We start from the raw sequence: 24,308 nt of genomic DNA, 5'->3' as shown, positions 1-24,308 counted from the left end.
AGGACCGTGGAGCTAGCCCGCCGGCGGCGCCCCACCGGTCGCGGCCCCCGGTGTCGCCGGGGCATCAGCCGGGTTCGCGGCGGCCGGCGGATTCACGAGCACGTCGTCGAACGTCGACTTCTCCTCATCGGTGCGCTGGTCCCATGAGGGTTTCCGCGCCGCATAGAAGATGAGCGGGGGCACGCCCAGCGCGAGGACGACCACCCCGACGAGCACGGGATAGGTCCAACCGGGAGCGCCACCGCCGAAGCCCTCGGGCGGAACGAAGCCGAGACAGAACGCAGCCAGGCACGCGAGGAACCCGATGGTCGCGACCACGTACATCGCCGGCACCCGGTAGCTGCGCTCGACGTGCGGCTGCTTCGACCGCAGCCGCATCGCCGCGGCGAACATCATCATGTACATGATGAGGTAGAGCGCCGCCGCCATGTCGACGAGCAGGATGAACGCGGTGTTGATGTTGGGCACGAAGAGGAACAGCGATGCGAGCAGCGTCACCACGATGCCCTGCACGGTGAGGATGCCGACCTGCACGCCCGCCTTGTTGCGTTTCTGGAGGAACACGGGAAGGTATCCGCTGCGTGCGGCCGCGAGCAGACCTCGCGAAGGACCGGCGATCCACGTGACCACCGAGGCGAACGCGCCGAGTGCGATGAGCAGCGACAGCACCGGCGTGAGCCACGGCACGCCGAAGGCCTCGAAGTAGGCCTGGAACGCCAGGTTGATTCCCGTCGTGAGCCCGAGCTTGTCGGACGGCACCACGAGTCCGATCGCGATCGTCGGCACGATGAAGATGCCGAGGATCAGGATGGACGCGATGAGCACCGTCTTCGGGTACTGCTTGCCCGGGTTCTTCAGGTCGTTCGCGTGCACCGCGTTGACCTCCATGCCGGCGTACGCGAGCACGTTCGACACGATGAGCACGATCGAGGCGAGCCCCGTGAAGGGCGGGATGACCGATGCCGCCGTCAGCGGGATCTGGCTGGTCTGCCCTGTCGACACCCAGAAGATGCCGAAGATGATCAGCAGCAGGCCCGGGAAGATCGTTCCGGCGAGTCCGCTCCAGGAGCCGACCTTGGCGAAGAGGTTGCCGCCCTTCAGCGTGATGAAGGTGCTGAACCAGTACAGCACCAGGATGACGATCGCGGTGTAAAGACCGGAGTTCGCGAGGTTCGGATCGAGGAACACGAACGCGAGCGAGGCCGCGATGAACGCGATCTGGGTGGGATACCAGACGACGTTCTGCACCCACTGCAGCCAGATCGCCTGGAATCCCCACTTGCCGCCGAATGCTTCACGTACCCACGTGAAGACGCCGCCCTTCCAACCGGTCGCGAGTTCCGCCGCGACGAGCGCGGTCGGCACGAGGAAGAAGATCGCCGGGATGATGAACAGCGTGATCGCCCCGAGTCCGTAGCCGGCCATGGCAGGCAGGCTCCGGAGCGAGGCGACCGCGACGACCGTCAGGATCGCCAGCTGCATGAGCGACATGAACTTCTGCGAGGTCACGCCCGGTGCGCCGATCGCCGGCTTGTGCGGGACCTTGTCGAACGGATGCGCCTTCACATGCTCGGGCGACGGTGCGACGGTGCCGTCGGCGCGTTTCGGCGCCGATCCCGGCGTCGTCTGCGCCGAGTCCTTGGTGTTCGTCATGGTCGCCTCCTAGTGCGTGAAGGAGGACACTTGGCCCTCGATCGGCATGGGCGACTCGAGGGCATCGAGGAACTCGGTGGCCTCCTGGATGTCGAGGAGCAGTGACTCCGCGAGGTTGCGGCTCAGACCATTGCGCACGACGATGCGCTGCACGACGAGGTCGGAGATGTCATCGGGCATCGGATACGCGGGGATGAGCCAGCCCTTCAGGCGCAGGCGCTCCGACAGGTGGTACAGGTTCCACTTGTCGGTGTGTCCCTTCTTCAGCTGCCACGCGAAGACCGGGATGTCGGTGCCGTCGTTCCAGAGCTCGAAGGCGTCCATCTTCCCGATCTCGCTCGAGAGGTACACCGCGACATCCTGCGACGCCTGCTGGACCTTCCGGTAGCCGTCCCATCCGAGTCGGAGGAACAGGTAGTACTGCAGCAGCACCTGGGCGCCGGGCCGGGAGAAGTTCAGCGCGAACGTCGGCATGTGCCCACCGAGGTACGTGACGTCGAAGACGAGGTCCTTCGGCAGGTCGTCGACGGTGCGCCAGACCACCCAGCCGAGTCCCGGGTACACGAGCCCGTACTTGTGGGCGGACGTGCTGATCGAGACGACCCGGTCGACCCGGAAGTCCCACTCGAGGTCGGGCTGGAGGAAGGGTGCGATCATGCCGCCGGATGCCCCGTCGACGTGGATCTTCACGTCGAGCCCGGTCTCGGCCTGGATCTTGTCGAGAGCTGCCGCGATCTCCTTCACCGGCTCGTACATGCCGGTGTAGGTCACGCCCATGATCGCGACGACCCCGATCGTGTTCTCGTCGACGTACTTGTCGAGGTCGTGGCCGTCGAGCACCTTGTGCTCGTCGCTGATCGGCACGTACCGAGCCTCGACGTCCCAGTAGTTGCAGAACTTCTCCCAGCACACCTGCACCGCGCTCGAGAGGATGAGGTTCGGCTTCTCGGTCGACTTGCCCGCGGCGCGACGCGCGACCTGCCAGCGCCGCTTCAACGCGAGGCCGCCGAGCATGCACGCCTCGGACGAGCCGATGGTGGAGGTGCCGATGGCCCCCTCGGCGCTCGGGGCGTTCCAGAGGCTCGCGATCATCTTCCAGCATCGGGTCTCGATCGCGGCCGTCTGCGGGTACTCGTCCTTGTCGATCATGTTCTTGTCCGCCGACTCCGCGTACAGCTTGGAGGCGAACGGATCCATCCACGTGCCGACGAACGTCGCCAGGTTGAGGCGGGCGTTCCCGTCGAGCATGGCCTCGTCGTGCACGATCTGGTACGCGGTCTCCGGCAGCGATTCGCCGTCGGGCAGTTGGTCCAGCGGGAAGTCGGTGGCCTCGCCGGCTCGCGCGAAGATCGGATTCAACTGGTTGCTGTCACTGATGCCGGCGAAGGCGTGGCGCGAGTGATCGGGCGTGATCGGCGCGGTGCTGCCGCTGCCCGAATGGGATCGTGGCTTGGTGTCGGTCATGGTGATTCCCCCGTGTTCTGCTTCGTCGTGCATGAACATGGGCGCGTCGGAGACGGCGGCGCAGGGCGTCGCCCCCCAAATAGACGGCCCAAACCCCGAGTGTGGCCCGATGCCGCCGCATGGTCAATAGCCCAGATCGCGTGAACTCGCCCCCTGCGTCGTGCAGTCGTGAGGTAGTGGCCCCCGGCGCGCGCTCGGCTGAACCAGAGCGCGTTCGCTGCACGCCAGAACCGGGTCATCGTGCGCTCGCTCCGAGAGACGGCGTCGCCGAGCCGTGCGCGGCCCACGGTGACGGCACTTTTCGCGGCCGCGAGGAACGTCGCCGCTCAGCATCGCCCCTGTTGACAACGCGATCTACTGGGAGAAAGCTGAGCAATGCTCGTTTGTGTTCTGAGGGGGTACGTATGAACGAGGAAGATGCATTGCGGCTGGCTCGTCTTTCGGAGGAAATTCGAGGGCGCCTCGCTGAGATCGCGATGATCACCGCTCGGGTGGCAGGCGTTGAGCCGCCCAAAGGCCGCGTGGTGAAGCACGTAACGCGCGACGCCGGCCTCAAGAAGAATGCCAACGCTGGCGCCGGCGACTGGATGGAACTCGACGAGATCGACGGCTTCGAGGTCTGTTGGGGCGTAATCAACGGGCAGCCCTTCGCGGAAAGTCCTTGCGGCGGGCACACCTGAGCCTCTGGTGAACGTCAGGTAATGGGCGGGGGATACGGCCGAGCTCTCCTGCGTTGAGTCAGCTGGCTCGACGTCAGAGCTCTTCACTGTTCAGACCGCGCAGGATGGCGCACATGTGTACACCGTGAGCGGCGTTGTGTTTCCGAAGGCCGCTGAGGAGTCAGAAACTCCCGCCCCCGCCCCCGATCCCTGTGCCGCGCCCAGCATCCGCCGCATATGCGCGCCCCATCGCTTCTGCGTGCGACGCATCACCGTGAGCCCGGGAGTGATGCTCGTCAAGTGAACGATTCCGGCGCTCGCGAACGATGAGGAGCGCCGTGGCAACGGCTGCGAGCACGACGACGACAACCACCGCAACAACGACCCACTCCATTGTGATCCTCCCCATCGGTTGGGCACACGCTACATCAGGGACCGGCGTGCCATCGGGATGGTGGGAACAATCCCAGTTCGCCGCTTCGGAGGTCAGAAACGGCCCAGGGTGATGCACTGACCCGTTGAGACCGCCGTCGTTTACGGCCAGTGGTCTTTCGCGAAGAGCAACCGAAGGCGAGCGCAACCAGCGCCCCCATCGTGCGGCGCGGCGCGCCTTCCAGCGCCGCGCCCCGCTGGCTACGGTTGACGGGCGGGCTTCGCACACGGCGAGAGGGCGACGGCATGGACCACGGCAGCGTGAACGACCACGGTGCGCAGGATCCAGCTGCGGCCGTCGATCGGAGGCCGCTTCGGCTGCGGCGCGAGGCCTGGGGCTTCGGCATCGGTTCGCTCTGCTTCATGGCGGGCGCGTTCCCCGCGTACGCCGACTGGGTCGGCGCCGTGCTGGTCGGCGTCACGTTCTTCGTCGGCTCGTTGTTCTTCACCGGTGCCGGATTCGTCCAGCTGAGCCTCAGCGGCCGCCGACCGCCCCGGAGCCACACGAACCTCGCCGATCGCGCCGACTGGTGGTCGGCCGCCGTGCAGTTCGCGGGAACCCTCTGCTTCAACGTGAGCACCGGCGTCGCCCTCGCCGCCGCGATCGCCGCGCCTGAGAAGCTCGGTGCGGGGTGGCGGCCCGACGCGTTCGGGTCCATCGCCTTCCTCGTGTCGAGTGTGCTGGCGGTCGTGGCGACCCGGCACCGTCTCGCGCTCTGGGACACGCATGCCCGCACCTGGCACGGCACCTGGTTGAACATGATCGGCTCGGTGGCCTTCGCCGTGTCGGCCGTGGGCGCCTACGTGTCGCCGGTCACCGGGGACTTCGTGAGCCAGTTCTGGGCGAACCTCGGCACCCTGCTCGGCGCGATCTGCTTCTTCACCGCCGCCGTGCTGTCGCGCCGACCGCTCACGCGTCGGGAAGGCGTCGTGGGGCCGGTCTGGGATCGCTGACGCGCGGGTCGTCCGCTCGTCGCTGCCGGAGGGAGACGCGCAGCGCGGCATCCGCTCGGTTCGGTCGCCCGGGCGCAGTCTGGTAAGCTGGCTCGTTGGCTGGGCACTTCCACTGCCCATGCCGCGACAATCCCCTTGAATTCACGCGAGAGATCGCGGGTCTTCCGCATGGGGAAGGTCAGCAGACAAGAGACCTTGGGAGGGGCATCCGCCCCTCGGTATTGGAGGAAACCAATGGCAGCAGTGTGCCAGGTGACTGGAGCCGTTCCCGGCTTCGGGCACAACATCTCGCACTCGCACCGCCGGACGAAGCGCCGCTTCGACCCGAACGTGCAGAAGAAGACCTATTTCGTGCCGTCGCTGCGTCGCAGCATCACCATCAACGTGTCCGCCAAGGGCATCAAGGTGATCGACGCTCGTGGCATTGAAGCAGTGGTCAAGGACATGCAGGCACGTGGGGTGAAGCTCTAATGGCGAAGGCACAGGACATCCGGCCGATCATCAAGCTTCGGTCGACCGCCGGCACCGGGTACACCTACGTGACCCGCAAGAACCGCCGCAACAACCCCGACCGCCTCGTGCTCAAGAAGTACGACCCTGTAGTGCGCAAGCACGTCGACTTCCGAGAGGAGCGCTAAGACATGGCGAAGAAGAGCAAGATCGCACGCAACGACCAGCGCAAGGTCATCGTCGAGCGGTACGCCGCGAAGCGCCTCGAGCTGAAGAAGGCGCTCGTCGACCCGAACGGCACCGACGAGAGCCGTGAGGCCGCTCGCAAGGGCCTGCAGAAGCTTCCCCGCAACGCGTCGCCGGTTCGCCTGCGCTCGCGCGACGCCATCGACGGCCGCCCCCGTGGTGTGCTCACCAAGTTCGGTGTCTCGCGTGTCCGCTTCCGCGACATGGCGCACCGTGGCGAGCTGCCCGGCATCACCAAGTCGAGCTGGTAAGCACGTAGCTTCACGCTTCACCGAAAGGGGCGTCCCGGGTTTCCCGGGGCGCCCCTTTCGTCATCCGCACCGAGCGGTGCGACGCGAATTCGCTCCCAGCGGACGCGACACGCCGGAGCGAAGGTGCCGGAAAGTGCCGGAAATCCGCGGGATTCCGCGGAACTCTGTTACATTCGAGGCGGCCTGAACGGCCACGGGGGCGGTTGAACGATCGTTCCCGGGAACTCACACATGCTGTACCGAACAGCGAACGTCCGAGGAGGACATTCAATGGCTGACAAGTCGCTCAACAAGACCGAGCTCGTCGCGAAGGTCGCTGCGTCGACCGGACAGAGCCAGGCCACCGTCGACGCCGTTCTCGGCGGCCTCTTCGAGGCGCTCGCCGAGTCCGTGGGCTCGGGCACCAAGGTCTCCATCCCGGGCTGGCTCGCAGTCGAGCGCACGCACCGCGCTGCGCGCACCGGCCGCAACCCGCAGACCGGCGCCGAGATCCAGATCCCGGCCGGCTACTCGGTCAAGGTCTCGGCCGGCTCGAAGCTCAAGGCTGCTGCGAAGTAACTGCGACTTCCCGAAGGGGCGTACGGCGTGAGCCGTGCGCCCCTTCGTCGTTCCCGGCGCCCGCTCTGGGCGGAAGCACGGGTAGCGCCGTCTAGGCTGGTTCGGTGCCTCGCTCCGTTCGAGTGCTCGGCCCCGCCGCGCTCATCGCCGTCGCCCTCGCCGCGACATTCGCCGGCCTCGCCTACGGCGGAGGAGCGGCAGAACAGCTGATCCAGGACCCCGGTCCCATCGCCCGCTACGGCGTGCCGATCGCGAAGCTCTTCGTGAACCTCGGTGCGGCCGGCATGATCGGCGCCCTCGTGCTCGCGGTCTGGGCACTCAGCCCGAAGCGACGCGAGTTCGACCTGGCGCTCGACGTCGCCGCGGCATCCGCTGCCGTCATGACGGTCGCGAGCGCGGCGACCGGCCTCTTCACCTTCCTGCTCGTCACGGGCGTGCCGTTCGACCTGAGCGATGCGTTCGGGCAGAAGCTCGGCCAGTTCGTCACGACCATCGAGCTCGGGCAGGCCTGGCTCACCACGACGCTCGTCGCGGCCGCCGTCACCGTGCTGTGCTTCGCCGTGCGCAACCACACCGCGCTCGTGTTCGTGACCGTGCTCGCGGTCGCCTCGCTCGTGCCGCTCGCCCAGCAGGGCCATGCGGCGGGTGCCGCCGGCCACGCCGCCGCCGTCACCGGACTCGGCCTGCACCTCGTCTTCGCCTCGGTGTGGCTCGGCGGCCTCGTCACGATCGTGCTGCTGAAGGGCGAGCTCGGGGCGAAGCGACTGCCCGTCGTGCTCGCGCGGTACTCGACCGTCGCGCTCATCAGCTTCATCGTCGTCGCGCTCTCGGGGTATGCGAGCGCTGCGCTCCGCATCGGCGACTGGGACCAGCTGTTCACGCCCTACGGCATGCTCGTCGTCGTCAAGGTGGTCGCCCTCATCGCGCTCGGGCTCTTCGGCGCCGCGCAGCGCCGGTTCCTGATCGGGCGGATGTCGCGGGGCGACGGTTCGCGCGCCGGCTCGTTCTGGTGGTTGGTCGTCGCCGAACTGGCGTTCATGGGGCTCGCGTCGGGCGCTGCCGCGGCCCTGGCCCGCACGGCCACGCCGGTCTCCGAGGAGCAGGCGGGCTCGCTCGCCCGCACACCCGCCGAGATCCTCACGGGGGAGCCCCTGCCGCCGTGGCCCGAGTGGACCCGCTACTTCACCGAGTGGAACCCCGACCTCATCTGGCTGCTGGTGTGCGGCTTCGGCATCTTCTTCTACATCGCCGGTGTGCGGCGCCTGCGCAAGCGCGGAGACCGCTGGCCGATCTACCGCACGGTGCTCTGGGTCTCGGGCCTGCTGCTGCTCGTCTACATCACCAACGGCGGCGTGAACGTCTACGAGCAGTACCTCTTCTCGGCCCACATGCTCGCCCACATGGTGCTCACGATGGCCGTGCCGGTGCTGCTCGTGCCCGGTGCGCCGGTGACGCTCGCGGCCCGCGCCATCCGTGCCCGGAAGGACGGCAGCCGCGGCGGCCGCGAGTGGATCCTGATCGGCGTGCACTCGAGGTTCGCCGGCTTCATCGCGAACCCGATCGTGGCCGCGCTGCTCTTCGTCGGCTCGCTCTGGGTCTTCTACTACTCGCCGCTCTTCCGCTGGACGATGCTCGACCACATCGGACACGAGTGGATGATCGTGCACTTCCTCATCACGGGCTACCTGTTCGTGCAGTCGCTCATCGGCATCGACCCGGTGCCGTATCGGCTGCCGTACCCGTTCCGTCTGCTGCTCCTGCTCGGCACCATGGCGTTCCACGCGTTCTTCGGACTCACGATCATGTCGAGCACCGGGCTCCTGCTCGCCGACTGGTACGGAGCGATGGGCTGGGGCACCCTCGCGCTGGAGGACCAGGTGCTCGGCGGCGGCATCGCATGGTCGATCGGCGAGATCCCGACCGTGGCGCTCGCGATCACCGTCGCCGTGCAGTGGGCGCGCAGCGACGAGAAGGAGTCGAAGCGCCGCGACCGTCACGCCGACCGTACCGGCGACGCCGAACTCGAGGCGTACAACGCACAGCTCGCGGCGATCGCCGAGCACGACCGCCCGCAGTAGCGAGCGCTACTTCAGCTGGATGTCGATGGTGTCGTCGGGCGTGATCGTCGCCGACAGGGCGAGCGTGAACGGACGATCCTCGTCGAGCGTGTAGTAGTGACCGTCGAAGAGGGACTGCACCTCGACCGTGATGTGGGCGACGCCCTCGGTCGGCGGCATGTCGAACGACGATTCGCCGGGCGTCAGGGTGACCTGCGGCGAGCTGATGATGCTCCACTCCGGTTCACCGGTGACCCGGTCGTCGATCTCGATGCCGAACGGGCACTCCGCCGGCTGCAGCACGGGTTGCGCGGCGCACTTGGAGAGGAAGTCGTCGACCTTGAACTGCACGCGCTCGACGAACGCGGGGGTCGGCTGGGCGTCGACGGTCACCGCCGTGCGCGTCGAGGCGTCGGCCTGCAGGGTGACGGGCACGGCCTCGAGCAGCTCCGAGCTGTACGAGAACTCGTAGACGGCCGGTGCGATCGCGATGTAGGGAGTCACCTGGGTGAAGGCGGCGAGTTCGTCGCCCGACTTCAGGGCACGGGCGTCGAGGGTGAGTGAGCCGACCGTGAACGTCGGGTTGTGCGCGGCGGTGACGTCGATCACGGCGAGCGGGCTGACCGCGAACTCCCAGCGGTTCAGCACGCCGTAGAGCGGCTCGATCGGGCGCACGTCGAACGAGGACTGCACGATCGCGTCGGCGAGACGGTAGCTCGCGGTCACGGTGTGCGTGCCGTCGGCCCGGGCGACGTCGCTCATGATCGTCACGTCTTCGGGGCCCGACTCGATGACCCCGGTGCGCAGCATCGCCGTCGAGACGTTCGCGGGCAGGCCGAGCGCCGCGAGCTCGGCATCGTCGAGGGCGACGCCCGGGGTCGTGGCCGCCTCGGCGATGTCGTCGTTCGCAATGGCCGAGAGGTAGCGCTCGATGAAGCTCGAGGAGCCGTACACGGTCTGATTCAGGGCGCCGAGGGCGGCGATGAAGGCGCCGACGAGGAGCACCGCGAGCCCGACCCACCCGGCGACGGACAACGGCGAGACTCGACTGCCGCGCACCCCGGAGCTCCCCACCCGCACAAGTGTACGGGGCGTCGACTGCGGGAACTGAGGCCGAGCTCTGAGCGGCAGGGCCCCAGCGCTGCTCGGCGCCCGCATCGGCCGGTTACAGTGGGATCGCCACGCGTCGTCTTCCGTGGCATCCGCTCGCCGAATCGAAAGCGCCCCCAGTGCAGAACGTCACCCTCAGCCGAGAACAGGCCGCGGTGTTCCAGGCCATCGAGGGCACGCGCGAGCACGTCTTCGTCACCGGTCGCGCCGGCACCGGCAAGTCGACCCTGCTGAACCACTTGAACTGGAACACGCAGAAGCAGATCGTGATCTGCGCCCCGACGGGCGTGGCCGCGCTGAACGTGGGCGGGCAGACGATCCATTCGCTCTTCCGGCTGCCGATCGGGGTCATCGCCGACCACGACATCGAGCAGAACGACACGGTGCGCAAGATCCTGAACGCCATGGACACGCTCGTGATCGACGAGGTCTCGATGGTCAACGCCGACCTGCTCGACGCGATGGACCGGTCGCTCCGCCAGGCCAGGCAGCGCCCGCTCGAGCCGTTCGGGGGAGCGCAGGTCGTGCTCTTCGGCGACCCGTACCAGCTCGCACCCGTGCCGGGCGACGCCGACGAGCGCGCCTACTTCGCCGACACCTACGACTCGATGTGGTTCTTCGACGCGAAGGTGTGGCGCGAGACCGACCTGCGCATCTTCGAGCTCGGCGAGATCCACCGCCAGCACGACGACGAGTTCAAGCACATGCTGAACGCGGTGCGGCACGGCATGGTGACGGCCGAGATCGCGGGCGTGCTGAACAGCGTCGGCGCGCGGCGGCCACTGCCCGAGCAGGGTGCGATCACGCTCGCGACCCGCAACGACACCGTCAACCGCATCAATCGCACGCAGCTGCACCGGTTGCCGGGGCAGTCGCAGGGCAACGAGGCCGAGGTGAACGGCGACTTCGGCGGTCGGGCGTTCCCCGCCGACGAGAACCTCGAGCTGAAGCTCGGCGCGCAGGTGATGTTCCTCCGCAACGACACCGCGATCGGCCCGGAGGGCCAGCGCTGGGTGAACGGCACGATCGGCACGGTCACCTCGCTCAAGCGGGCCGTGCGCGTCGACGTCGGCGGCGAGGAGCACGAGGTCGAGCAGGTCACGTGGGAGAAGTACAAGTACACGTGGGACCCGATCCGCAAGAAGCTCGAGAAGCAGATCGTCGCCGAGTTCACGCAGTTCCCGTTGAAACTGGCCTGGGCGGTGACCATCCACAAGTCGCAGGGCGCGAGCTACGACACGGCGATCGTCGACCTCGGCCAGCGCGTCTTCAGCCCCGGGCAGACGTATGTCGCGCTGAGCCGGCTCACCTCGCTCGAGGGGCTCTACCTCGAGCGCCCGCTCCGGCCGAGCGACATCATCGTCGACCGCAACGTCGAGCGATTCATGTCGGGGGCCGACCGCGAGATCACCGCGCCGCAGCGCTGATCTGCTGCGCGCCGGCCACCGCGGAACACCTCCGGCTTCAGGGTCGCGGCACGCCCCGTCCGGGTATCGCCCCCTGGCCGGGTTACAATTTCACCGGACACACGGCTGAGGGGAGCTAGGTGGCTGGCCAGACCAAGGTCGCACGCAGGCGGGGATTGCTCGCCGTACTGCTCGTCGGAGTACTCGGATTGTCCGGATGCACCGGCGGCACCGTCGACCCGTTGGCGGCGCTCCAACCCGTCGACGCCGAGTTCGGCAACGACCTCTCCGACCAACTGCAGGCCGTGCTCGACGAAGCCGTGAGGCTCAGCGGTTCGAGCGGCGGCGTGGCCGGTGCATGGTCTCCGTGGTCGGGCGAGTGGACGGGTGCCTCGGGCACGGTCGACTTCGGCGAGAAGTCCGAACCGGTCAGCACCGACACCGAGTTCCACCTCGGGCCGCTCACGAGCGAGGTCACCTGCACGGTGCTGCTGCGCCTCGTCGAAGACGGCAAGGTGGCCCTCGACGACAAGGTCTCGACCTACGTCGACTGGGTGCCCGGTCTCGACGGCATCACGCTCGGTCAGCTCTGCGCCCACACCTCGGGCGTCGCCGACTACTACCCGGGGCTGAAGAGCCACTTCGTGACGAATCCCGAGCGCATCTGGCCGGCCAACGAGCTGCTCTCGAGCGGGCTCGCGCTGCCGCGCGTCGGCCCTCCGGGCGAGCAGTGGGCGGAGTCGCGCACCGGGGTGCTCCTGCTGTCGATGGCGCTCGAGCGCAGCACGGGCCGCACGTGGAACGAGCTCGCCGAGCAGTACGTCCTCGATCCGCTCGGGCTCGAGGACACGTCGCTGCCGGCGCCGAGCGACACCGAGCTCGACGGCGCCCTCGGCGCCTACTCCGCCGCATTCGCCCCGAACGGCACGGCCGACTGCGCGGTCATCCGCGACGACACCGATCAGTCGAGCTCGATGGGCGGCGCCGCGGCGGGTGCGGTGTCGAGTCTCGACGACGCACGTCGCATCAGCGCCGCATTCGCGACCGGTGCGCTGCTGGACGAGGCCACGGCCCGCAAGCAGTGGACCCCCATTCCATTGGGCGGCGAGACTCCCGCGTGGCAGAGCTGGGGGCTCGGTGGTGCGGAGTACGGTCCGATGCGCGGTCTCGCCGGCGAGTCACCCGGCGCGCTGACGGCCGCGTTCACCGATCCCGAGACCGGGCTCACCGTCGTCATCGCACTGAACAACTCGACCTCCGGTGGCGCCTTCGTCCGGGAGGCGGCCTTCGCACTCGCATCCCTCGCGTCCAAGGCGCCGGCGGCTTCGGAGCACGAGCAGCCGCTCGTGGAGCTGCCGTGGTCGCTCGAGCAGGCGACGACCAAGATGACGGAACTGGCCACGTGTCCCACACCGGATCCCGCGGCCGAACCGGCGCCCGAGGGCTGAGCGCGGCGACGGCCTCCGCCCTCGGGGAGGGCAACTCGCACGCAGCAGGTGAGGAATCGTCGGGGCGGCACTAGGCTGGCGGCGTCCGGACTCAGATGCCGGACGAGGGGGTTGAGTCCCATGTGTCGTTGGCTCGCTTACGCAGGAGAACCGCTCCAGGCATCACTTGTGATTCTCGACGCGCAGCACTCGCTCGTCGCGCAGTCGCTCGATTCGCCGCTCGGCGCCGAGACGGTCAACGGCGACGGATTCGGCTTCGGCTGGTATCCCGCCGACTCCACCGTGGGCAGCCTGCCGTCGATGTTCCACAGCGTCGAACCGGCGTGGAACGACGAGAACCTGCGCGAGATCACGGATGCGGTCGAGAGCCCGCTGTTCTTCAGCCACGTGCGGGCGGCGGCCGGGCCGCCGATCCAGCGCACCAACTGCCATCCGTACCGGTACCTGAACTGGCTGTTCATGCACAACGGCGTGATCCACGGCTTCCACGAGATGAAGCGCGACCTCACCTTCGCGGTCGACCCCGCCCTCTATCCGCACATCCTGGGCACGACGGACTCCGAGGTGCTGTTCCACCTCGCCCTCACCTTCGGCCTGCAGGAAGATCCCGTCGCGGGCATGACGAAGGCCGTGCAGTTCGTCGAGGAGACCGGTCGTAAGCACGGCATCGACTACCCGATGCAGGGGACGATCGCGCTCGCCGACGGTGCGACGATCTGGGCATTCCGGTACTCCTCCGAAGGTCGGTCGCGCACGCTCTTCCACTCCGTCGACATCCCGACGCTGCAGGAGATGTACCCGGATGTCCCGCGCCTGAAGCTCTTCGGCCAGCGGGCGCGCGTCGTGGTCTCCGAGCCGCTCAACGACCTGCCCGGCGCCTTCCTCGAGGTGCCCGAGTCGACGGTCGCGATCCTCGGTACCGAGGGGTACCACTACGAGCCGTTCATGGCGAGCTCCGTGCCGGCCTGACGGCCGACCACGACGCACCGTCTCGTACCGGCGCAAACACGCCCGCGCCGGGGCATCCGGTGGCATACTGACCTCGGCTGCACCGTGCCGAAGCCGTCGGAGTCGAAAGGCCCGACCGACCGCACGTTCCACGCCGCGTCATCGGAAGGCGGGGGTCAGATGAAGAAATGGTCGGTGGTCGCGATCCTCGGGGCCGCGCAGTTCGTGATGGTGCTCGACGGCACCGTCATGAACGTGTCGATCTCGACCGTGGTCGTCGACCTCGACACCACGGTCACCGCCATGCAGGCGGCGATCACGTTCTACACGCTCACGATGGCGGCGCTCATGCTGCTCGGCGCGAAGCTCGGCGACGTGTGGGGGCGACGCCGGGCGTTCGTCATCGGCTCGTGCATCTACGCGCTCGGCTCGCTCATGACCGCGCTCAGCCCGAACGTGCAGGTGCTCTTCCTCGGCTGGTCGATCATCGAGGGCGTCGGCGCGGTGCTCGTGATCCCCGCGGTCGCCGCGCTCATCGCCGACAACTACGAGGGCACCGACCGCATCACCGCGTTCGCGGTCATCGGCGCGGTGTCGGGCGCCGCGGTCGCCGCCGGCCCGCTGATCGGCGGCTTTCTGACGACCTACGCGAGCTGGCGCTACGTGTTCGTGGGCGAGGTCGTCATCATGTTCTTCGTCGTGCTGTTCACGCGGGTCATCCACGACCGCACCGCGCGCCAGGTCGCGCACATCGACGTCTGGAGCGTGCTGCTCTCGGCGGTCGGCCTCGTCTTCGTGGTGCTCGGCATGCTGCAGAGCAAGACGTGGGGCTGGATCACGCCGCTGCACTCGCCCGAGATCGGCGGCGTCGAGATCGCGCCGCTCGGCATCTCGCTCTGCGCGTGGCTGATCGTGGCGGGCGCGGGACTCCTGGCGCTCTTCGTGCGCCGCCAACGCCACCTCTCCGCCGCCGGGCGGCAGCCGCTCGTCGACGTCGAGCTGTTCCGGATCGCGCGGCTCCGCAGTGGCCTCGCAGTGCTCGGAGCGCAGTACGCGATCACGGCCGGCCTCTTCTTCATGGTGCCGGTCTACCTGCAGATGACGCTCGGCCTCGACGCGCTCGAGACGGGCCTGAAGATCTTCCCGCTCTCGATCTCGCTCATCCTCTTCTCGATCGTCGGCACGCGCCTGTCGCGACTCTGGTCGCCACGGCGCATCGTGCGCATCGGCCAGATCGCGCTCGTGCTGAGCTCGATCCTGCTGCTCGCCTCGGTCGACCTCGAGCTGCAGAACTTCGCGTTCGGCTTCGGCATGTTCGTCGCGGGCGCGGCGCTCGGCCTCCTCGCCTCGCAGCTCGGCAACGTCAACATGTCGAGCGTCTCCGAGTCGCAGACCAGCGAGGTCGGCGGCCTGCAGGGCGTCTTCCAGAACCTCGGCTCCTCGCTCGGCACCGCGCTCATCGGCTCGGTGCTGATCGGGGCGCTCGCCTCGACCTTCGCCCTCGGCGTCTCGTCGAGCGAGCTCTCGGCCGAGACGAAGGCGCTCGTCAGCGAGCAGACCGAATCCGGTGTGGCGATCCTCCCGGCTGCCGATGTCGCCGACATCGCGAAGGAGGCCGGCCTCGACGAGACCGAGAGTGCCGAGCTGACCCGCATCTACACCGACTCGCAGATCTCCTCGCTGCACACCGCGTTCTTCGCGCTCATCGTGATCGCGTTCTTCGCACTCTTCTTCTCGCGGGGCATCCCCACCGAGGTCATGGGTCGGAAGTCCGAGAAAGCGGATGCCCCGCCGGCGACGTGAACCGAGGGGCACGACGAGGAACGGGGGAGCACCATGAAGGCACACCACGAGGCATCCGATGCCACCGGCACGGCAGGCGGGCCCGCCGCGCCGCCGCCGGACCCGACCGACTTCGCGGCCCGAGCCGAGTGGGGGCGCGCCGCGCGTCGGCGCTCGCCGCGGCCCGACCACGCCGACTGGGCTCCCGCGGCCGATCGGCCCGACCCGGTGGCGCTGCTCGAGGAGCAGGCGACGAACCGGGTCGCCGAGCTCATCCCGATCCGGCACGCGCGCATGATGGTCTCGCCGTTCACGTTCTATCGCGGGGCGGCGCTGATCATGGCGGCCGATCTCGCGAGCACGGCCGACTCCGGCATCACGGTACAGATCTGCGGCGACGCGCACCTGTCGAACTTCGGCGTCTTCGGCTCCCCGGAGCGCAAGCTCGTCTTCGACATCAACGACTTCGACGAGACCTTGCCGGGGCCGTGGGAGTGGGACCTCAAGCGGCTCGCGGCGAGCTTCGAGATCGGCTCCCGGGCGCGCGGATTCTCCCGCGACGAAGGCCGTGAGGTGACGGTCGCGGCGGTGCGCGGCTATCGCGAGCGGATGCATCGGGCCGCCGAGTCCCGCGTGCTCGATGCCTGGTACGACCGGCTCGACGCCGACACGCTCGCCGAGTGGGTGCGCACCGAGCGGCTCTCCGGCCATGCCGAGAAGGAGCAGGTCAAGCGCACCGATTCGATCCTCGCGAAGGCGAGGACGCGCGACAGCATGAAGGCCTTCTCGAAGCTCGTGCGCGTCGTCGACGGCGAACTCCGCATCGCCGCGGACCCGCCGCTCATCGTGCCGGTCGAAGACCTCGCGCCGTTCGGCCGCACGCGCGCCGATGACGAGCTGGCCATGCGCGAGCTGCTGCGCGACTATCGCACGACGCTGCCGCTGGCGAGGCATCCGCTCGAGGAGTTCACCTACCTGCACATGGCCCGCAAGGTCGTGGGTGTCGGCAGTGTCGGCACGAGGGCGTGGATCGTGCTGCTGCGCGGCCGTGACGATGAGGACCCGCTGCTCCTCCAGGCCAAGGAGGCGCAGGCGTCCGTGCTCGAGCGCTTCCTCGCACCGAGTGCGTACGACCACCACGGCGAACGCGTCGTTCGCGGGCAACGCACGATGCAGGCGGCAAGCGACATCTTCCTCGGCTGGCAGCGCGCCGCCGGCCACGACGGGGTCGATCGCGACTTCTACCTGCGCCAGTTGCACGACTGGAAGGGGTCGTTCGACATCGAGACCAGCGTGCCGTCGGGCGCCAAGCTGTACGCGCGGGTCTGCGGCGAGACGCTCGCGCGAGCCCACGCCCGTTCGGGCGACCGGGTCGCGATCGCCGGATACCTCGGCGGCAGCGACCGTTTCGATGAGGCGATCGCCGACTTCGCGGTGGCGTACGCCGACCAGAACGAACGTGACTACCGGGCGTTCGTCGCGGCCGTGGAATCGGGTCGGCTGGAGGCGGCCTCCGAGGTGTAGGTGCTCCCGCTGGGGGGTTACCACCCGTCGGGATCCGGGGGAGCGCCCGATGACGGCGCGCCGTGCCGGTCGCGATGCTGGGCCGCATGAGCGCAGGCACGAGAACCCAGGCCGCATCCATCCCCGACTCCCGGCGAGCGGAGGGAAGAGGCACGCCGACCTCCCGCGCCGGTGGCTCGATCGCTACGCGTGCGGCATGGACGTGGGTGCTGCTGTCGTCGTTGGCGATCGCCGTCTACGCCGTCGTGCCCTATCTCACCGCATCGCTCGCCGCGCTCGCCGACGAGGGCGCGGGTCTCGCCCCGAACTACGACGGCCGCCCTGCGTTCGTGCAGCTCGCCTTCTACGTGCACATCGTCGCGGGCGGCGTCGCACTCGTGGTCGGGCCGCTGCAGTTCTGGCGAGGGCTTCGCACGAGGCATCCGCGTGTGCACCGCTGGACCGGCCGCGGGTACCTCGTCGCCGTGCTGACCGCCGGCGTCGCCGGTCTCGTGATGGCCCCGTTCAACTCGGCCGGCCTCGTCGGGTTCTTCGGGTTCGGTGCCCTCGCCGTGCTGTGGATCGCGACCGGACTGCGCGCCTACCGATCGATCAGGGCGGGGGATGTCGCGAGCCACCGCGCCTGGATGATGCGCAACTTCGCCCTGACCTACGCGGCGGTCACGCTGCGGCTCTGGATCGGCGTGCTGCTCGGCGCGCAGGCGCTGCCGGGCGGAGACTTCGACTTCGAAGCCGCGTTCGACAACGCCTACGCAGCGGTGCCCTTCCTCTGCTGGATCCCGAACCTCCTCGTCGCCGAGTGGCTGATCCGTCGCCGCGGGCTTCCGTCGTACGCCCTTCCGGCGCATCGCCCGGGTAGTCCGGTGCCCCCGAAGACGACGTGAACGGCGCGATCGATGCGGTCTCGCGTGCCTCAGTCCTCTGAGGCACTGCCTGCGCTAGGTTGACGGCAGAAGGACCAAATGGCGCCGTCTCGGTGCCGACTCTGCTCGCCGGTGATGCCGGCTCGGTCGAAAGGCGATCGCCAATGTACTTCCTCAACAGCATCTGGGACTGGTTCTGGTTCTGCTTCTGGATCTTCGCCTACGTGGCGTACCTGTTCGTGCTGGTGTACGTGCTGATCGACATCTTCCGCGACCACTCGCTCAACGGCTGGTTCAAGGCGCTGTGGGTGATCTTCCTCGTCTTCGTGCCGTTCGTCACGGCGCTGGTCTACCTCATCGCGAGGGGCAGGGGGATGGCCGAGCGCTCGGCCCGCAAGCAGGTCGAGTACCAGGAGTACTCGGAGGACGAGATCCGCTCGATGTCGTTCGCGAATCCGGCCGAGGAGATCACCAAGGCGCAGTCGCTGCGCGAGCAGGGGCTCATCACCGACGGCGAGTTCGAGGCGCTGAAGAACAAGGCGCTCGGCGGCAAGTACTGAGACGGGACGGCGCGACCCGTGCGGGTCGCGCCGTCGTCAGCCGAGCGGCTCGATCAGCGTGGGGTCGGCCGGGTCGACCGCTCGTGAGTTGTTGACCCGCCGGTCGACCTCGTAGTTCGAGATCGAGGCGGCGACGCGCTCGGACTCGGCCGTCATGAGCGCGAGCATCTCGGCCTTGCTGGCCTCGTCGAGCTTCACGGGCGCGAGGTAGTCGTTCCATGCGTCGCGGTCGAGGAAGACGGGCATGCGGTCGTGCACCTCGCCCGAGGCATCCCGAGCCTCGCGCGTGATGATCGACGTCGAGACCTCCCACTCGTCGCCGACCTTGCGCGCCGTGTAGATGCCGGCCGCGGCGAGCAGGGGCTCGTCGCCGTGCAGGAACCAGGCCTGCTTGCTGCCGGGCTCGCCGGTCCACTCGTAGTAGCCGCGCATCGGCACGAGGCAGCGGGATGACGCGAAGGCGCCCTTCCACAACCCGTTGGTGGCGACCGTCTCGATGCGCGTGTTGAACTGCGGGCGCTTCGACTCCTTCATGAACGACGGGCGGAAGTTCCACACCGCAGGGTCGACCGAACGCCTGACCTCGCCGGTCTCGCTGTTCTTGCGCTCCCGCACGATCGGCACGACCTCGGTCGGCGCGATGGAGAACTGGGGTCGCCAGTCGCGGTAGTCGCCGCCCTCGGCGACGAACTCCTGGATGAGTTCGTCGATCTTGGCGTCGTTCGCGAATCGTCCGCACATGCTGCCAGTCTGCACCCGGCCGCCGACACAGGCCAGCGCGTGCCGCGTGCCCGGTCACCGTCGTGCACGGTTCGGGCCGCCGGGCCGGTGAAGGGGTCTCACCAGCCCGGCCATCGATGGCCAACGCGGGTAGGGTCGCGGTCGCATCGATGGCGTACGCACGAGCGCACGCGTCACTCAGGGACGGGAAGCGGTTGGCCCCCTTCTGCTCCTCGCCCGGCCAACACGACCGGTACTGAGGAGGCTGCGAACCCGAATCGCAGTCGCCGCCGGTCGTGGTGGTGGCACGAGATTACCACTACGAACACCCCCATACGGGGGTCGACGCGCGCGCGTGCGGATGTCGTGTCGCGAATGTCGCGCGGTCATCGCGGTCGGCGGCGCCAGTCGTTCGATGGTCAGGCTGCGGCGAACATCGCCGTGGCGACCATTCCGATCCAGTAGAGCGCCGCCGACAGCGCGAGGGTCGCGGCGGCGGTGATTCCGACCTTCTGCCATGCCGTGGTGCGCGTGCGGAGGCGACGGCCCGAGGCACCGACCAGATGCCGCTCCTCGGTTCCCCGGCTCGTGGTGACCTGCGCGCGCCTGAAGGGGTCGTCCAGCGCCTCGTCGGTGCGGCGCTCATCGCGGTAGCGGCGAGTCTGGCGCTCGAACTTCTCGTGCAGGTACTGCGCCAGGCCGGGCAGTGCGTCGAGTTGTCCCGGCTTCGAGAACGCATGCGGCGGGGCGTAGATCAGCACCCGGTCGTCGACGATCTCCATGTCGCAGCCCGCGGCGGCATCCATGAGCCGACCCATGAGGTCGGGGGTGAACACGTAGAGTGCGTCGCGCTCGTACTCCGCGGGGCAGTAGAGCGTGAAGACGCTCTGGAAGGTACCCTCCACCGTGAGGCGTTGGGACTCCTTCAGCGCGATGCCGAGGTGCTTCAGGACGTTCCCGGTCGCGCTGAGCAGCACCATGTTCGGCACCGGGCGCGGCAACGGGAGCATGATGAGCTTCAGGCCCCGCAGTCGCCGTCCGCGCGCCGACACCCCGGCGAAGATGAACGGTGCGGCGGCGTCGAGCGCATCGACGACGCCCGTCATGACCACGTTCTTCGAGCTCCGGAACAGGAGTCCGGAGACCGGGAGGTTGACGATGCGGTCGCGGAAGCGATAGCCCCGCTCGTCGCAGAACATCTGCGCCAGCTCGTGCCGGGTGGCGCGAGAGCGGGAACCGACCACTATGCCTTGCCGCCGAGGCCGCGGACGACGGCGAACAGCTTCTCGTTGTCCTCGGCCTGGATCTCCTTGGCCTGCTCGTCGCCGAGTCCACGCTCGAGGGAGAGCTCGTAGGAGACCATCACCTTGTACTTGGTGCTGTTCACGATGATCGTCGGGATCGAGCTCATCGAGTAGGTGAAGCCCTTCTTGACCTGCACGGCCGAGACCGGCGCGCTGTCGATCAGGTCCCCGTTCTCGCGAAGCAGGCCGAGGTGACCTTCGGAGATGACCAGGCGACCGCGCTTGGTGTGCACCTTCATGCCCGATGCGATCGTCGCCCAGGGGCCCGAGTCGAAGTCCGGTTCGGGGGCGTTCGAGGAATCTGACATCAGGTCTGCTCTCTTCTTTGAAAAGCTCGACCGAGCGAGGCGGAAGGAGTCCTGAGCACTCGTCTGCGGGCGAAATCCCAACGCTATCGCCACAATTGGCGGCGACTCTCCGTTTCCGCGCGCTGCGCGCGTGAATTCAGACCCCACACCGGCATCGGTGGCACGGTCCCCTCGGCCCGCGTTCACCAACACCACGGGGAGGGAGAGCTAACCCAGGCGTGCGGTGGACGAGCGCACGATCAGCCGGGTCGACAATTCGGTGTGCGCGGTCGGCGCCAGCCCCGCCCGGATCCGGATCAGCAGTTCGACGGCGGCATCGCCCATCTCGGCCAGCGGCTGACGGATCGTAGTCAGCGGAGGATCCGTCCACTGTGAGAACGGCAGGTCGTCGAACCCGATCACGGAAATATCGTCGGGGACATGCAGCCCGCGCTCGCGGATGGCTCGGATCGCGCCGAGGGCGCTGTCGTCGCTCGCGGCGAAGATGGCGGTCGGCGGGTCCGCTTCGTCCAGTAGTGCTCGCATCGCGTCGTACCCGTGAGGGATCCCGTAGCCGGATCGATCGACCAGTCCGGGATCGACAGGCTGTCCGGATTGCAGCATCGCGGCTTGAAACCCTGCGAATCGGGCGATCGCGTTGTCCTGGTCGAATGGGCCGGTGACGGTGGCGATTCGCCGATGCCCGAGCGCCAGCAGGTGGTTGGTCGCATCGAATGCGCCCTGAAAGTTGGTGGCGGAGATCGACATTGTGCCATCGGGCACTCGGTGCAGCGGATCAACGACGACAAGCGGGACACCGCTGTCGGCAAGTCCGCGCCGAGCGTCTTCGCTCGGCACGGCGACGAAGCTCACAAGTCCATCCGTGCCACGTGCCAATGCCCGCCGAACCCAGCCGTCGCAGTCGTCTGGGTCCGGGTCGACGGTGAGGACGAGGTCCTTGTCGTGCCGTCGAGCGGCAGCGGCGGCACCGCGTACGACTGTTTCGGCCCACGCGCCGTCCAAGTTGACGATGCGCGCATCGAGGAGGCCGGTGGTCGCACGCGGGCGAGGTCGGATCGCGAGACCATGCTGCTCGAGGACAGCGGTCACACGTTCTCGCGTCGTCGGCGAGACATCCGCCCTCGCGTTCAGCACTTTGGAGACGGTGGGGACGGACACCCCGGCCTCTGCTGCGATCTGCGCTAGCTGCGTGGCCATCCAGGCTCCTTAGCGGTGACTTTCCGAAAATCCTAGCAAACTTGGCGACGGAACTGCGGCCAAAAGATGCCGAGGATGAGTGGACAGCCTCCGACGCTGACCTTATGCTCTTTCGTAATGTGTCATCGAAATTTCGAAGATGACTATCGAAACACAACGGAGTGAGTATGCGCAGGTTGACAGTAGCTCGGGCCACAGCGGTAGCCGTCGCCGCAGCCCTAGTCCTCAGTGGTTGCGGACGTGGCGGCGACGCCGGTACATCGGATGGCGCCGCCGGCGGACCCGCGCCTGCAGGGCAGGCATCCGGCGAAATCCAGGTGTGGACCGCGGGCGGCCACGCGGACAACCTCCAGAAGCTCGCTTTGGCGTGGCTCGAGGCGAACCCGGAGGCATCGCTGACGGTGACGGATGTCCCGTGGGACCAGGTGATCACGAAGCTCCAGACGGCCACTGCGGCAGGGAAGGGGCCGGACATCATCATGACCGGCGCGGACCAGACCGCGACCGCGATCGGCATGGGCGCGTTCGACGAGCTGCCGGGAGGCGTCTACGACGACAGCGACTTCTACCCCGCGGCCGTCGACTCCGTCACGGGCGACAAGGACGTGCTCTACGCGATGCCCTGGTACGTGGAGACGCGATTCCTTTTCTACCGGAAGGACATCGCGAGCCAGCTCGGCCTGTCCGCACCGACCACGTGGGAGGAGATGCAGAAGATGGCGGCCGCCTTCGAGTCGCGTCCGGGTGGGACCTATGGGCTCAGCCTTCCGAGGCCCACGGAGCAGCCCGCGCAGGTGATCGTGCCCTTCGTCGCCCAGGCGGGCGGGTCCATGACCGACGGCAAGCAGTGGACGATCGACACCAAGGAGTTCATCAGCGCGCTGGACTACTACGCCGGGTACTTCACGCGCGGAGAGGCGCCGATCGAGGCATCCACCGACGCGACGTTCGAGAACGGCGGCACCCCGATGTTCATCTCGGGTCCGTGGATGCTCGACATCTACAAGGACCAGATCGAGAAGGGAACCGCGCCCGCCGGGTTCACGATGGACTCCGTCGGCTACGCCGTAGCGCCGAAGGGCCCTGCGGGCAACGGCGACCAGTACATCGGCGGGGGCAACCTCGGCGTCTTCTCGGCATCCAAGAACAAGGCATCCGCCTGGTCCCTGGTGTCGTGGATGGGGAAGACCCAGCAGCAGGAGGGGTGGTACGACCTTCAGGGCGAGCTTCCTGCGAACACGGGCGCCGCCGGCTATCAGCCGATCCAGGACAACCCCGTCACGAGCACGCTGATGCAGCAGATGAATGACACCGTGGCGACGCCGAACTACCCCACGTGGTCCCAGGTGTCGGATCTGATCAGCAAGTACTCCGAAATGGTCGCGCGCGGCACGATGTCGGCGGCGGACGCCGCGAAGGAGATTCAGACGAAGGCGACCGCGATCGGCTTCGGCTGGTGACGATCACCCAGCGGCGGCCGGGGAAGGTGGGTTCCCTGGCCGCCCAGCGGCGGCCGGGGAAGGTGGGTTCCCTGGCCGCCCAGCGGCGGCGCTCGAGTCTGATCGCCTGGATCTTCGTTTCGCCATTCGTCCTGACGTTCGGGGTGTTCGGCCTCATCCCGCTCGTGAGTTCGCTCGTGATGTCGTTCACCGACCTCAGGGCGCGCGACATCCGCACCCCGCTCAACGTGGATTTCGTCGGGTTCGACAACTTCGTCACGGTGCTGACGGACGAGACGTTTCAACGCGCGCTGCTCAACACGTTGATCTTCGTCGCGATCGGAGTGCCGACGACGTTGTTCATCGCGCTCGTGCTCGCTGTCATGCTCAACTCGGTCGGTCGTAGAGTGGCCACCTTCTTCCGTGTGGGCTACTACACGCCGGTGATCACCACCATCGTCGCGGTCGCGATCGTGTGGCGGATCATGTACCAGAACACCGGGGTGTTCAACACGATCCTCGGATGGTTCGGAGTCACTGGACCCAACTGGCTTTCGGATCCGAATACCGCACTCCTGGCCATCACGATCATGGCGATCTGGCGCAACATCGGGGTGTCGATGGTGATCTTCCTCGCTGGGCTCCAGGGCATCCCGAGCGACGTCCATGAGGCGGCCGCCCTCGACGGTGTGAACGCCGCCCAGAAGCTCTTCCGCATCACGATTCCGATGATGATGTCGACCATTCTGCTGAACGCGATCCTCGTGACCACCGGCTACATGCAGTTCTTCGATGAGCCGTTCGTCATGACCGAGGGCGGTCCGCTCGACTCGACGACGTCGGTCGCGCTGCAGGTCTACAACCAGTTCAAGTACGGCAACTATTCGGTCGGCGCCGCGGGGGCCTACGTGCTCTTCGCGCTGATCGGCATCCTTGCGATCGTGCAATTCCGCTTCTTCCGGCAGAGGACCTGAC

23 protein-coding genes are annotated in these 24,308 nt (G+C 67.9%); 16 read left to right on the top strand and 7 right to left on the bottom strand.

Features of this window, described 5'->3' with window-relative positions:
• Positions 1 to 12: 12 nt before the first annotated feature.
• Positions 13 to 1,653 (bottom strand): glutamate/gamma-aminobutyrate antiporter GadC, encoded by a 1,641-nt coding sequence (locus tag BUR99_RS10785; RefSeq protein ID WP_074260405.1) that lies wholly within the window; start codon positions 1,651 to 1,653, stop codon positions 13 to 15.
• Positions 1,654 to 1,662: 9 nt separating this feature from the next.
• The gene (locus tag BUR99_RS10780; protein WP_394327841.1) at positions 1,663 to 3,123 is read right to left on the bottom strand and encodes a glutamate decarboxylase; all 1,461 of its coding nucleotides are present in this window, start codon (positions 3,121 to 3,123) and stop codon (positions 1,663 to 1,665) included.
• A 398-nt stretch (positions 3,124 to 3,521) separates the two neighbouring features.
• Here BUR99_RS10780 and BUR99_RS10775 point away from each other — a divergent pair, with 398 nt between their 5' ends.
• The 7 genes from BUR99_RS10775 (at position 3,522) to BUR99_RS10745 (ending at position 8,745) form a co-directional block, all read left to right on the top strand.
• Positions 3,522 to 3,797 (top strand): hypothetical protein, encoded by a 276-nt coding sequence (locus tag BUR99_RS10775; protein WP_143231598.1) that lies wholly within the window; start codon positions 3,522 to 3,524, stop codon positions 3,795 to 3,797.
• Positions 3,798 to 4,454: 657 nt separating this feature from the next.
• Positions 4,455 to 5,162, top strand: a complete 708-nt coding sequence (locus tag BUR99_RS10770; RefSeq protein WP_074260403.1) for a YrhK family protein — start codon at positions 4,455 to 4,457, stop codon at positions 5,160 to 5,162.
• Positions 5,163 to 5,396: 234 nt separating this feature from the next.
• Positions 5,397 to 5,633 (top strand): 50S ribosomal protein L28, encoded by a 237-nt coding sequence (gene rpmB / locus BUR99_RS10765; protein ID WP_056654700.1) that lies wholly within the window; start codon positions 5,397 to 5,399, stop codon positions 5,631 to 5,633.
• Positions 5,633 to 5,800 (top strand): 50S ribosomal protein L33, encoded by a 168-nt coding sequence (gene rpmG / locus BUR99_RS10760; RefSeq protein WP_022892462.1) that lies wholly within the window; start codon positions 5,633 to 5,635, stop codon positions 5,798 to 5,800. Before rpmB ends, rpmG begins: the two co-directional genes overlap by 1 nt.
• A 3-nt stretch (positions 5,801 to 5,803) precedes the next feature.
• Entirely contained in the window at positions 5,804 to 6,109 is a 306-nt protein-coding gene (gene rpsN, locus BUR99_RS10755) for a 30S ribosomal protein S14 (RefSeq protein WP_056007299.1), read from the top strand.
• 270 nt (positions 6,110 to 6,379) lie between these two features.
• Entirely contained in the window at positions 6,380 to 6,667 is a 288-nt protein-coding gene (locus tag BUR99_RS10750) for an HU family DNA-binding protein (protein WP_056007305.1), read from the top strand.
• Positions 6,668 to 6,771: 104 nt separating this feature from the next.
• Positions 6,772 to 8,745, top strand: coding sequence for a bifunctional copper resistance protein CopD/cytochrome c oxidase assembly protein (locus BUR99_RS10745; protein WP_200802716.1), 1,974 nt, complete (start codon positions 6,772 to 6,774; stop codon positions 8,743 to 8,745).
• Between the two features lie 6 nt (positions 8,746 to 8,751).
• Here BUR99_RS10745 and BUR99_RS10740 read toward each other — a convergent pair whose 3' ends face one another.
• Entirely contained in the window at positions 8,752 to 9,798 is a 1,047-nt protein-coding gene (locus tag BUR99_RS10740) for a hypothetical protein (RefSeq protein ID WP_143231597.1), read from the bottom strand.
• A 155-nt stretch (positions 9,799 to 9,953) separates the two neighbouring features.
• On the opposite strand from BUR99_RS10740, the gene BUR99_RS10735 reads away from it, so the two are divergent.
• The 7 genes from BUR99_RS10735 (at position 9,954) to BUR99_RS10705 (ending at position 18,365) form a co-directional block, all read left to right on the top strand.
• A complete protein-coding gene (locus BUR99_RS10735) occupies positions 9,954 to 11,261 on the top strand; it encodes an ATP-dependent DNA helicase (protein ID WP_074260400.1) in 1,308 nt (435 codons plus the stop codon).
• 119 nt (positions 11,262 to 11,380) lie between these two features.
• The gene (locus tag BUR99_RS10730) at positions 11,381 to 12,688 is read left to right on the top strand and encodes a serine hydrolase domain-containing protein (protein WP_074260399.1); all 1,308 of its coding nucleotides are present in this window, start codon (positions 11,381 to 11,383) and stop codon (positions 12,686 to 12,688) included.
• 168 nt (positions 12,689 to 12,856) lie between these two features.
• Positions 12,857 to 13,657 carry a class II glutamine amidotransferase gene (locus BUR99_RS10725; RefSeq protein WP_394327836.1) on the top strand — a complete coding sequence of 267 codons (801 nt, stop codon included), beginning with the start codon at positions 12,857 to 12,859 and terminating at the stop codon, positions 13,655 to 13,657.
• Between the two features lie 159 nt (positions 13,658 to 13,816).
• A complete protein-coding gene (locus BUR99_RS10720; protein WP_074260397.1) occupies positions 13,817 to 15,439 on the top strand; it encodes an MFS transporter in 1,623 nt (540 codons plus the stop codon).
• Positions 15,440 to 15,472: 33 nt separating this feature from the next.
• On the top strand, positions 15,473 to 16,942 hold the full coding sequence (locus BUR99_RS10715) for a DUF2252 domain-containing protein (protein ID WP_074260396.1): 1,470 nt from the start codon (positions 15,473 to 15,475) through the stop codon (positions 16,940 to 16,942).
• An 86-nt stretch (positions 16,943 to 17,028) separates the two neighbouring features.
• On the top strand, positions 17,029 to 17,826 hold the full coding sequence (locus tag BUR99_RS10710) for a DUF2306 domain-containing protein (protein WP_084184010.1): 798 nt from the start codon (positions 17,029 to 17,031) through the stop codon (positions 17,824 to 17,826).
• A gap of 143 nt (positions 17,827 to 17,969) precedes the next feature.
• A complete protein-coding gene (locus tag BUR99_RS10705) occupies positions 17,970 to 18,365 on the top strand; it encodes an SHOCT domain-containing protein (RefSeq protein ID WP_074260395.1) in 396 nt (131 codons plus the stop codon).
• 36 nt (positions 18,366 to 18,401) lie between these two features.
• Here the strand turns inward: BUR99_RS10705 and BUR99_RS10700 are convergent, their stop codons facing one another.
• From BUR99_RS10700 to BUR99_RS10685, 4 genes are all read right to left on the bottom strand, one after another.
• Positions 18,402 to 19,106 carry an SOS response-associated peptidase gene (locus tag BUR99_RS10700; protein WP_074260394.1) on the bottom strand — a complete coding sequence of 235 codons (705 nt, stop codon included), beginning with the start codon at positions 19,104 to 19,106 and terminating at the stop codon, positions 18,402 to 18,404.
• 398 nt (positions 19,107 to 19,504) lie between these two features.
• Positions 19,505 to 20,329 (bottom strand): hypothetical protein, encoded by an 825-nt coding sequence (locus BUR99_RS10695; protein ID WP_143231596.1) that lies wholly within the window; start codon positions 20,327 to 20,329, stop codon positions 19,505 to 19,507.
• Positions 20,329 to 20,697 carry a hypothetical protein gene (locus BUR99_RS10690; protein ID WP_074260392.1) on the bottom strand — a complete coding sequence of 123 codons (369 nt, stop codon included), beginning with the start codon at positions 20,695 to 20,697 and terminating at the stop codon, positions 20,329 to 20,331. The genes BUR99_RS10695 and BUR99_RS10690 overlap by 1 nt, the downstream gene beginning before the upstream one ends.
• Before the next feature lie 207 nt (positions 20,698 to 20,904).
• Positions 20,905 to 21,894, bottom strand: a complete 990-nt coding sequence (locus tag BUR99_RS10685; RefSeq protein WP_074260391.1) for a LacI family DNA-binding transcriptional regulator — start codon at positions 21,892 to 21,894, stop codon at positions 20,905 to 20,907.
• 167 nt (positions 21,895 to 22,061) lie between these two features.
• Between BUR99_RS10685 and BUR99_RS10680 the strand changes: the two genes are divergently transcribed.
• Positions 22,062 to 23,354, top strand: coding sequence for an extracellular solute-binding protein (locus BUR99_RS10680; RefSeq protein WP_084183923.1), 1,293 nt, complete (start codon positions 22,062 to 22,064; stop codon positions 23,352 to 23,354).
• Positions 23,351 to 24,307 (top strand): carbohydrate ABC transporter permease, encoded by a 957-nt coding sequence (locus BUR99_RS10675; protein WP_234980827.1) that lies wholly within the window; start codon positions 23,351 to 23,353, stop codon positions 24,305 to 24,307. The genes BUR99_RS10680 and BUR99_RS10675 overlap by 4 nt, the downstream gene beginning before the upstream one ends.
• Position 24,308 lies beyond the last annotated feature (1 nt).

Origin of the sequence: Agromyces cerinus subsp. cerinus (assembly GCF_900142065.1) — a bacterium.
GTDB lineage: Bacteria > Actinomycetota > Actinomycetes > Actinomycetales > Microbacteriaceae > Agromyces > Agromyces cerinus.
The sequence above is the reverse complement of the archived record's forward strand: the minus strand, read 5'-3'. Positions and strand labels throughout refer to the sequence as shown.

Bases quoted from the DNA above. Each gene is read 5' to 3' on its own strand.
- BUR99_RS10785 (WP_074260405.1), bottom strand. From the start codon at position 1,653: ATGACGAACACCAAGGACTCGGCGCAGACGACGCCGGGATCGGCGCCG.
- BUR99_RS10775 (WP_143231598.1), top strand. From the start codon at position 3,522: ATGAACGAGGAAGATGCATTGCGGCTGGCTCGTCTTTCGGAGGAAATT.
- BUR99_RS10770 (WP_074260403.1), top strand. From the start codon at position 4,455: ATGGACCACGGCAGCGTGAACGACCACGGTGCGCAGGATCCAGCTGCG.
- rpmB (WP_056654700.1), top strand. From the start codon at position 5,397: ATGGCAGCAGTGTGCCAGGTGACTGGAGCCGTTCCCGGCTTCGGGCAC.
- rpmG (WP_022892462.1), top strand. From the start codon at position 5,633: ATGGCGAAGGCACAGGACATCCGGCCGATCATCAAGCTTCGGTCGACC.
- rpsN (WP_056007299.1), top strand. From the start codon at position 5,804: ATGGCGAAGAAGAGCAAGATCGCACGCAACGACCAGCGCAAGGTCATC.
- BUR99_RS10750 (WP_056007305.1), top strand. From the start codon at position 6,380: ATGGCTGACAAGTCGCTCAACAAGACCGAGCTCGTCGCGAAGGTCGCT.
- BUR99_RS10720 (WP_074260397.1), top strand. From the start codon at position 13,817: ATGAAGAAATGGTCGGTGGTCGCGATCCTCGGGGCCGCGCAGTTCGTG.
- BUR99_RS10715 (WP_074260396.1), top strand. From the start codon at position 15,473: ATGAAGGCACACCACGAGGCATCCGATGCCACCGGCACGGCAGGCGGG.
- BUR99_RS10710 (WP_084184010.1), top strand. From the start codon at position 17,029: ATGAGCGCAGGCACGAGAACCCAGGCCGCATCCATCCCCGACTCCCGG.
- BUR99_RS10705 (WP_074260395.1), top strand. From the start codon at position 17,970: ATGTACTTCCTCAACAGCATCTGGGACTGGTTCTGGTTCTGCTTCTGG.
- BUR99_RS10700 (WP_074260394.1), bottom strand. From the start codon at position 19,106: ATGTGCGGACGATTCGCGAACGACGCCAAGATCGACGAACTCATCCAG.
- BUR99_RS10690 (WP_074260392.1), bottom strand. From the start codon at position 20,697: ATGTCAGATTCCTCGAACGCCCCCGAACCGGACTTCGACTCGGGCCCC.
- BUR99_RS10685 (WP_074260391.1), bottom strand. From the start codon at position 21,894: ATGGCCACGCAGCTAGCGCAGATCGCAGCAGAGGCCGGGGTGTCCGTC.
- BUR99_RS10680 (WP_084183923.1), top strand. From the start codon at position 22,062: ATGCGCAGGTTGACAGTAGCTCGGGCCACAGCGGTAGCCGTCGCCGCA.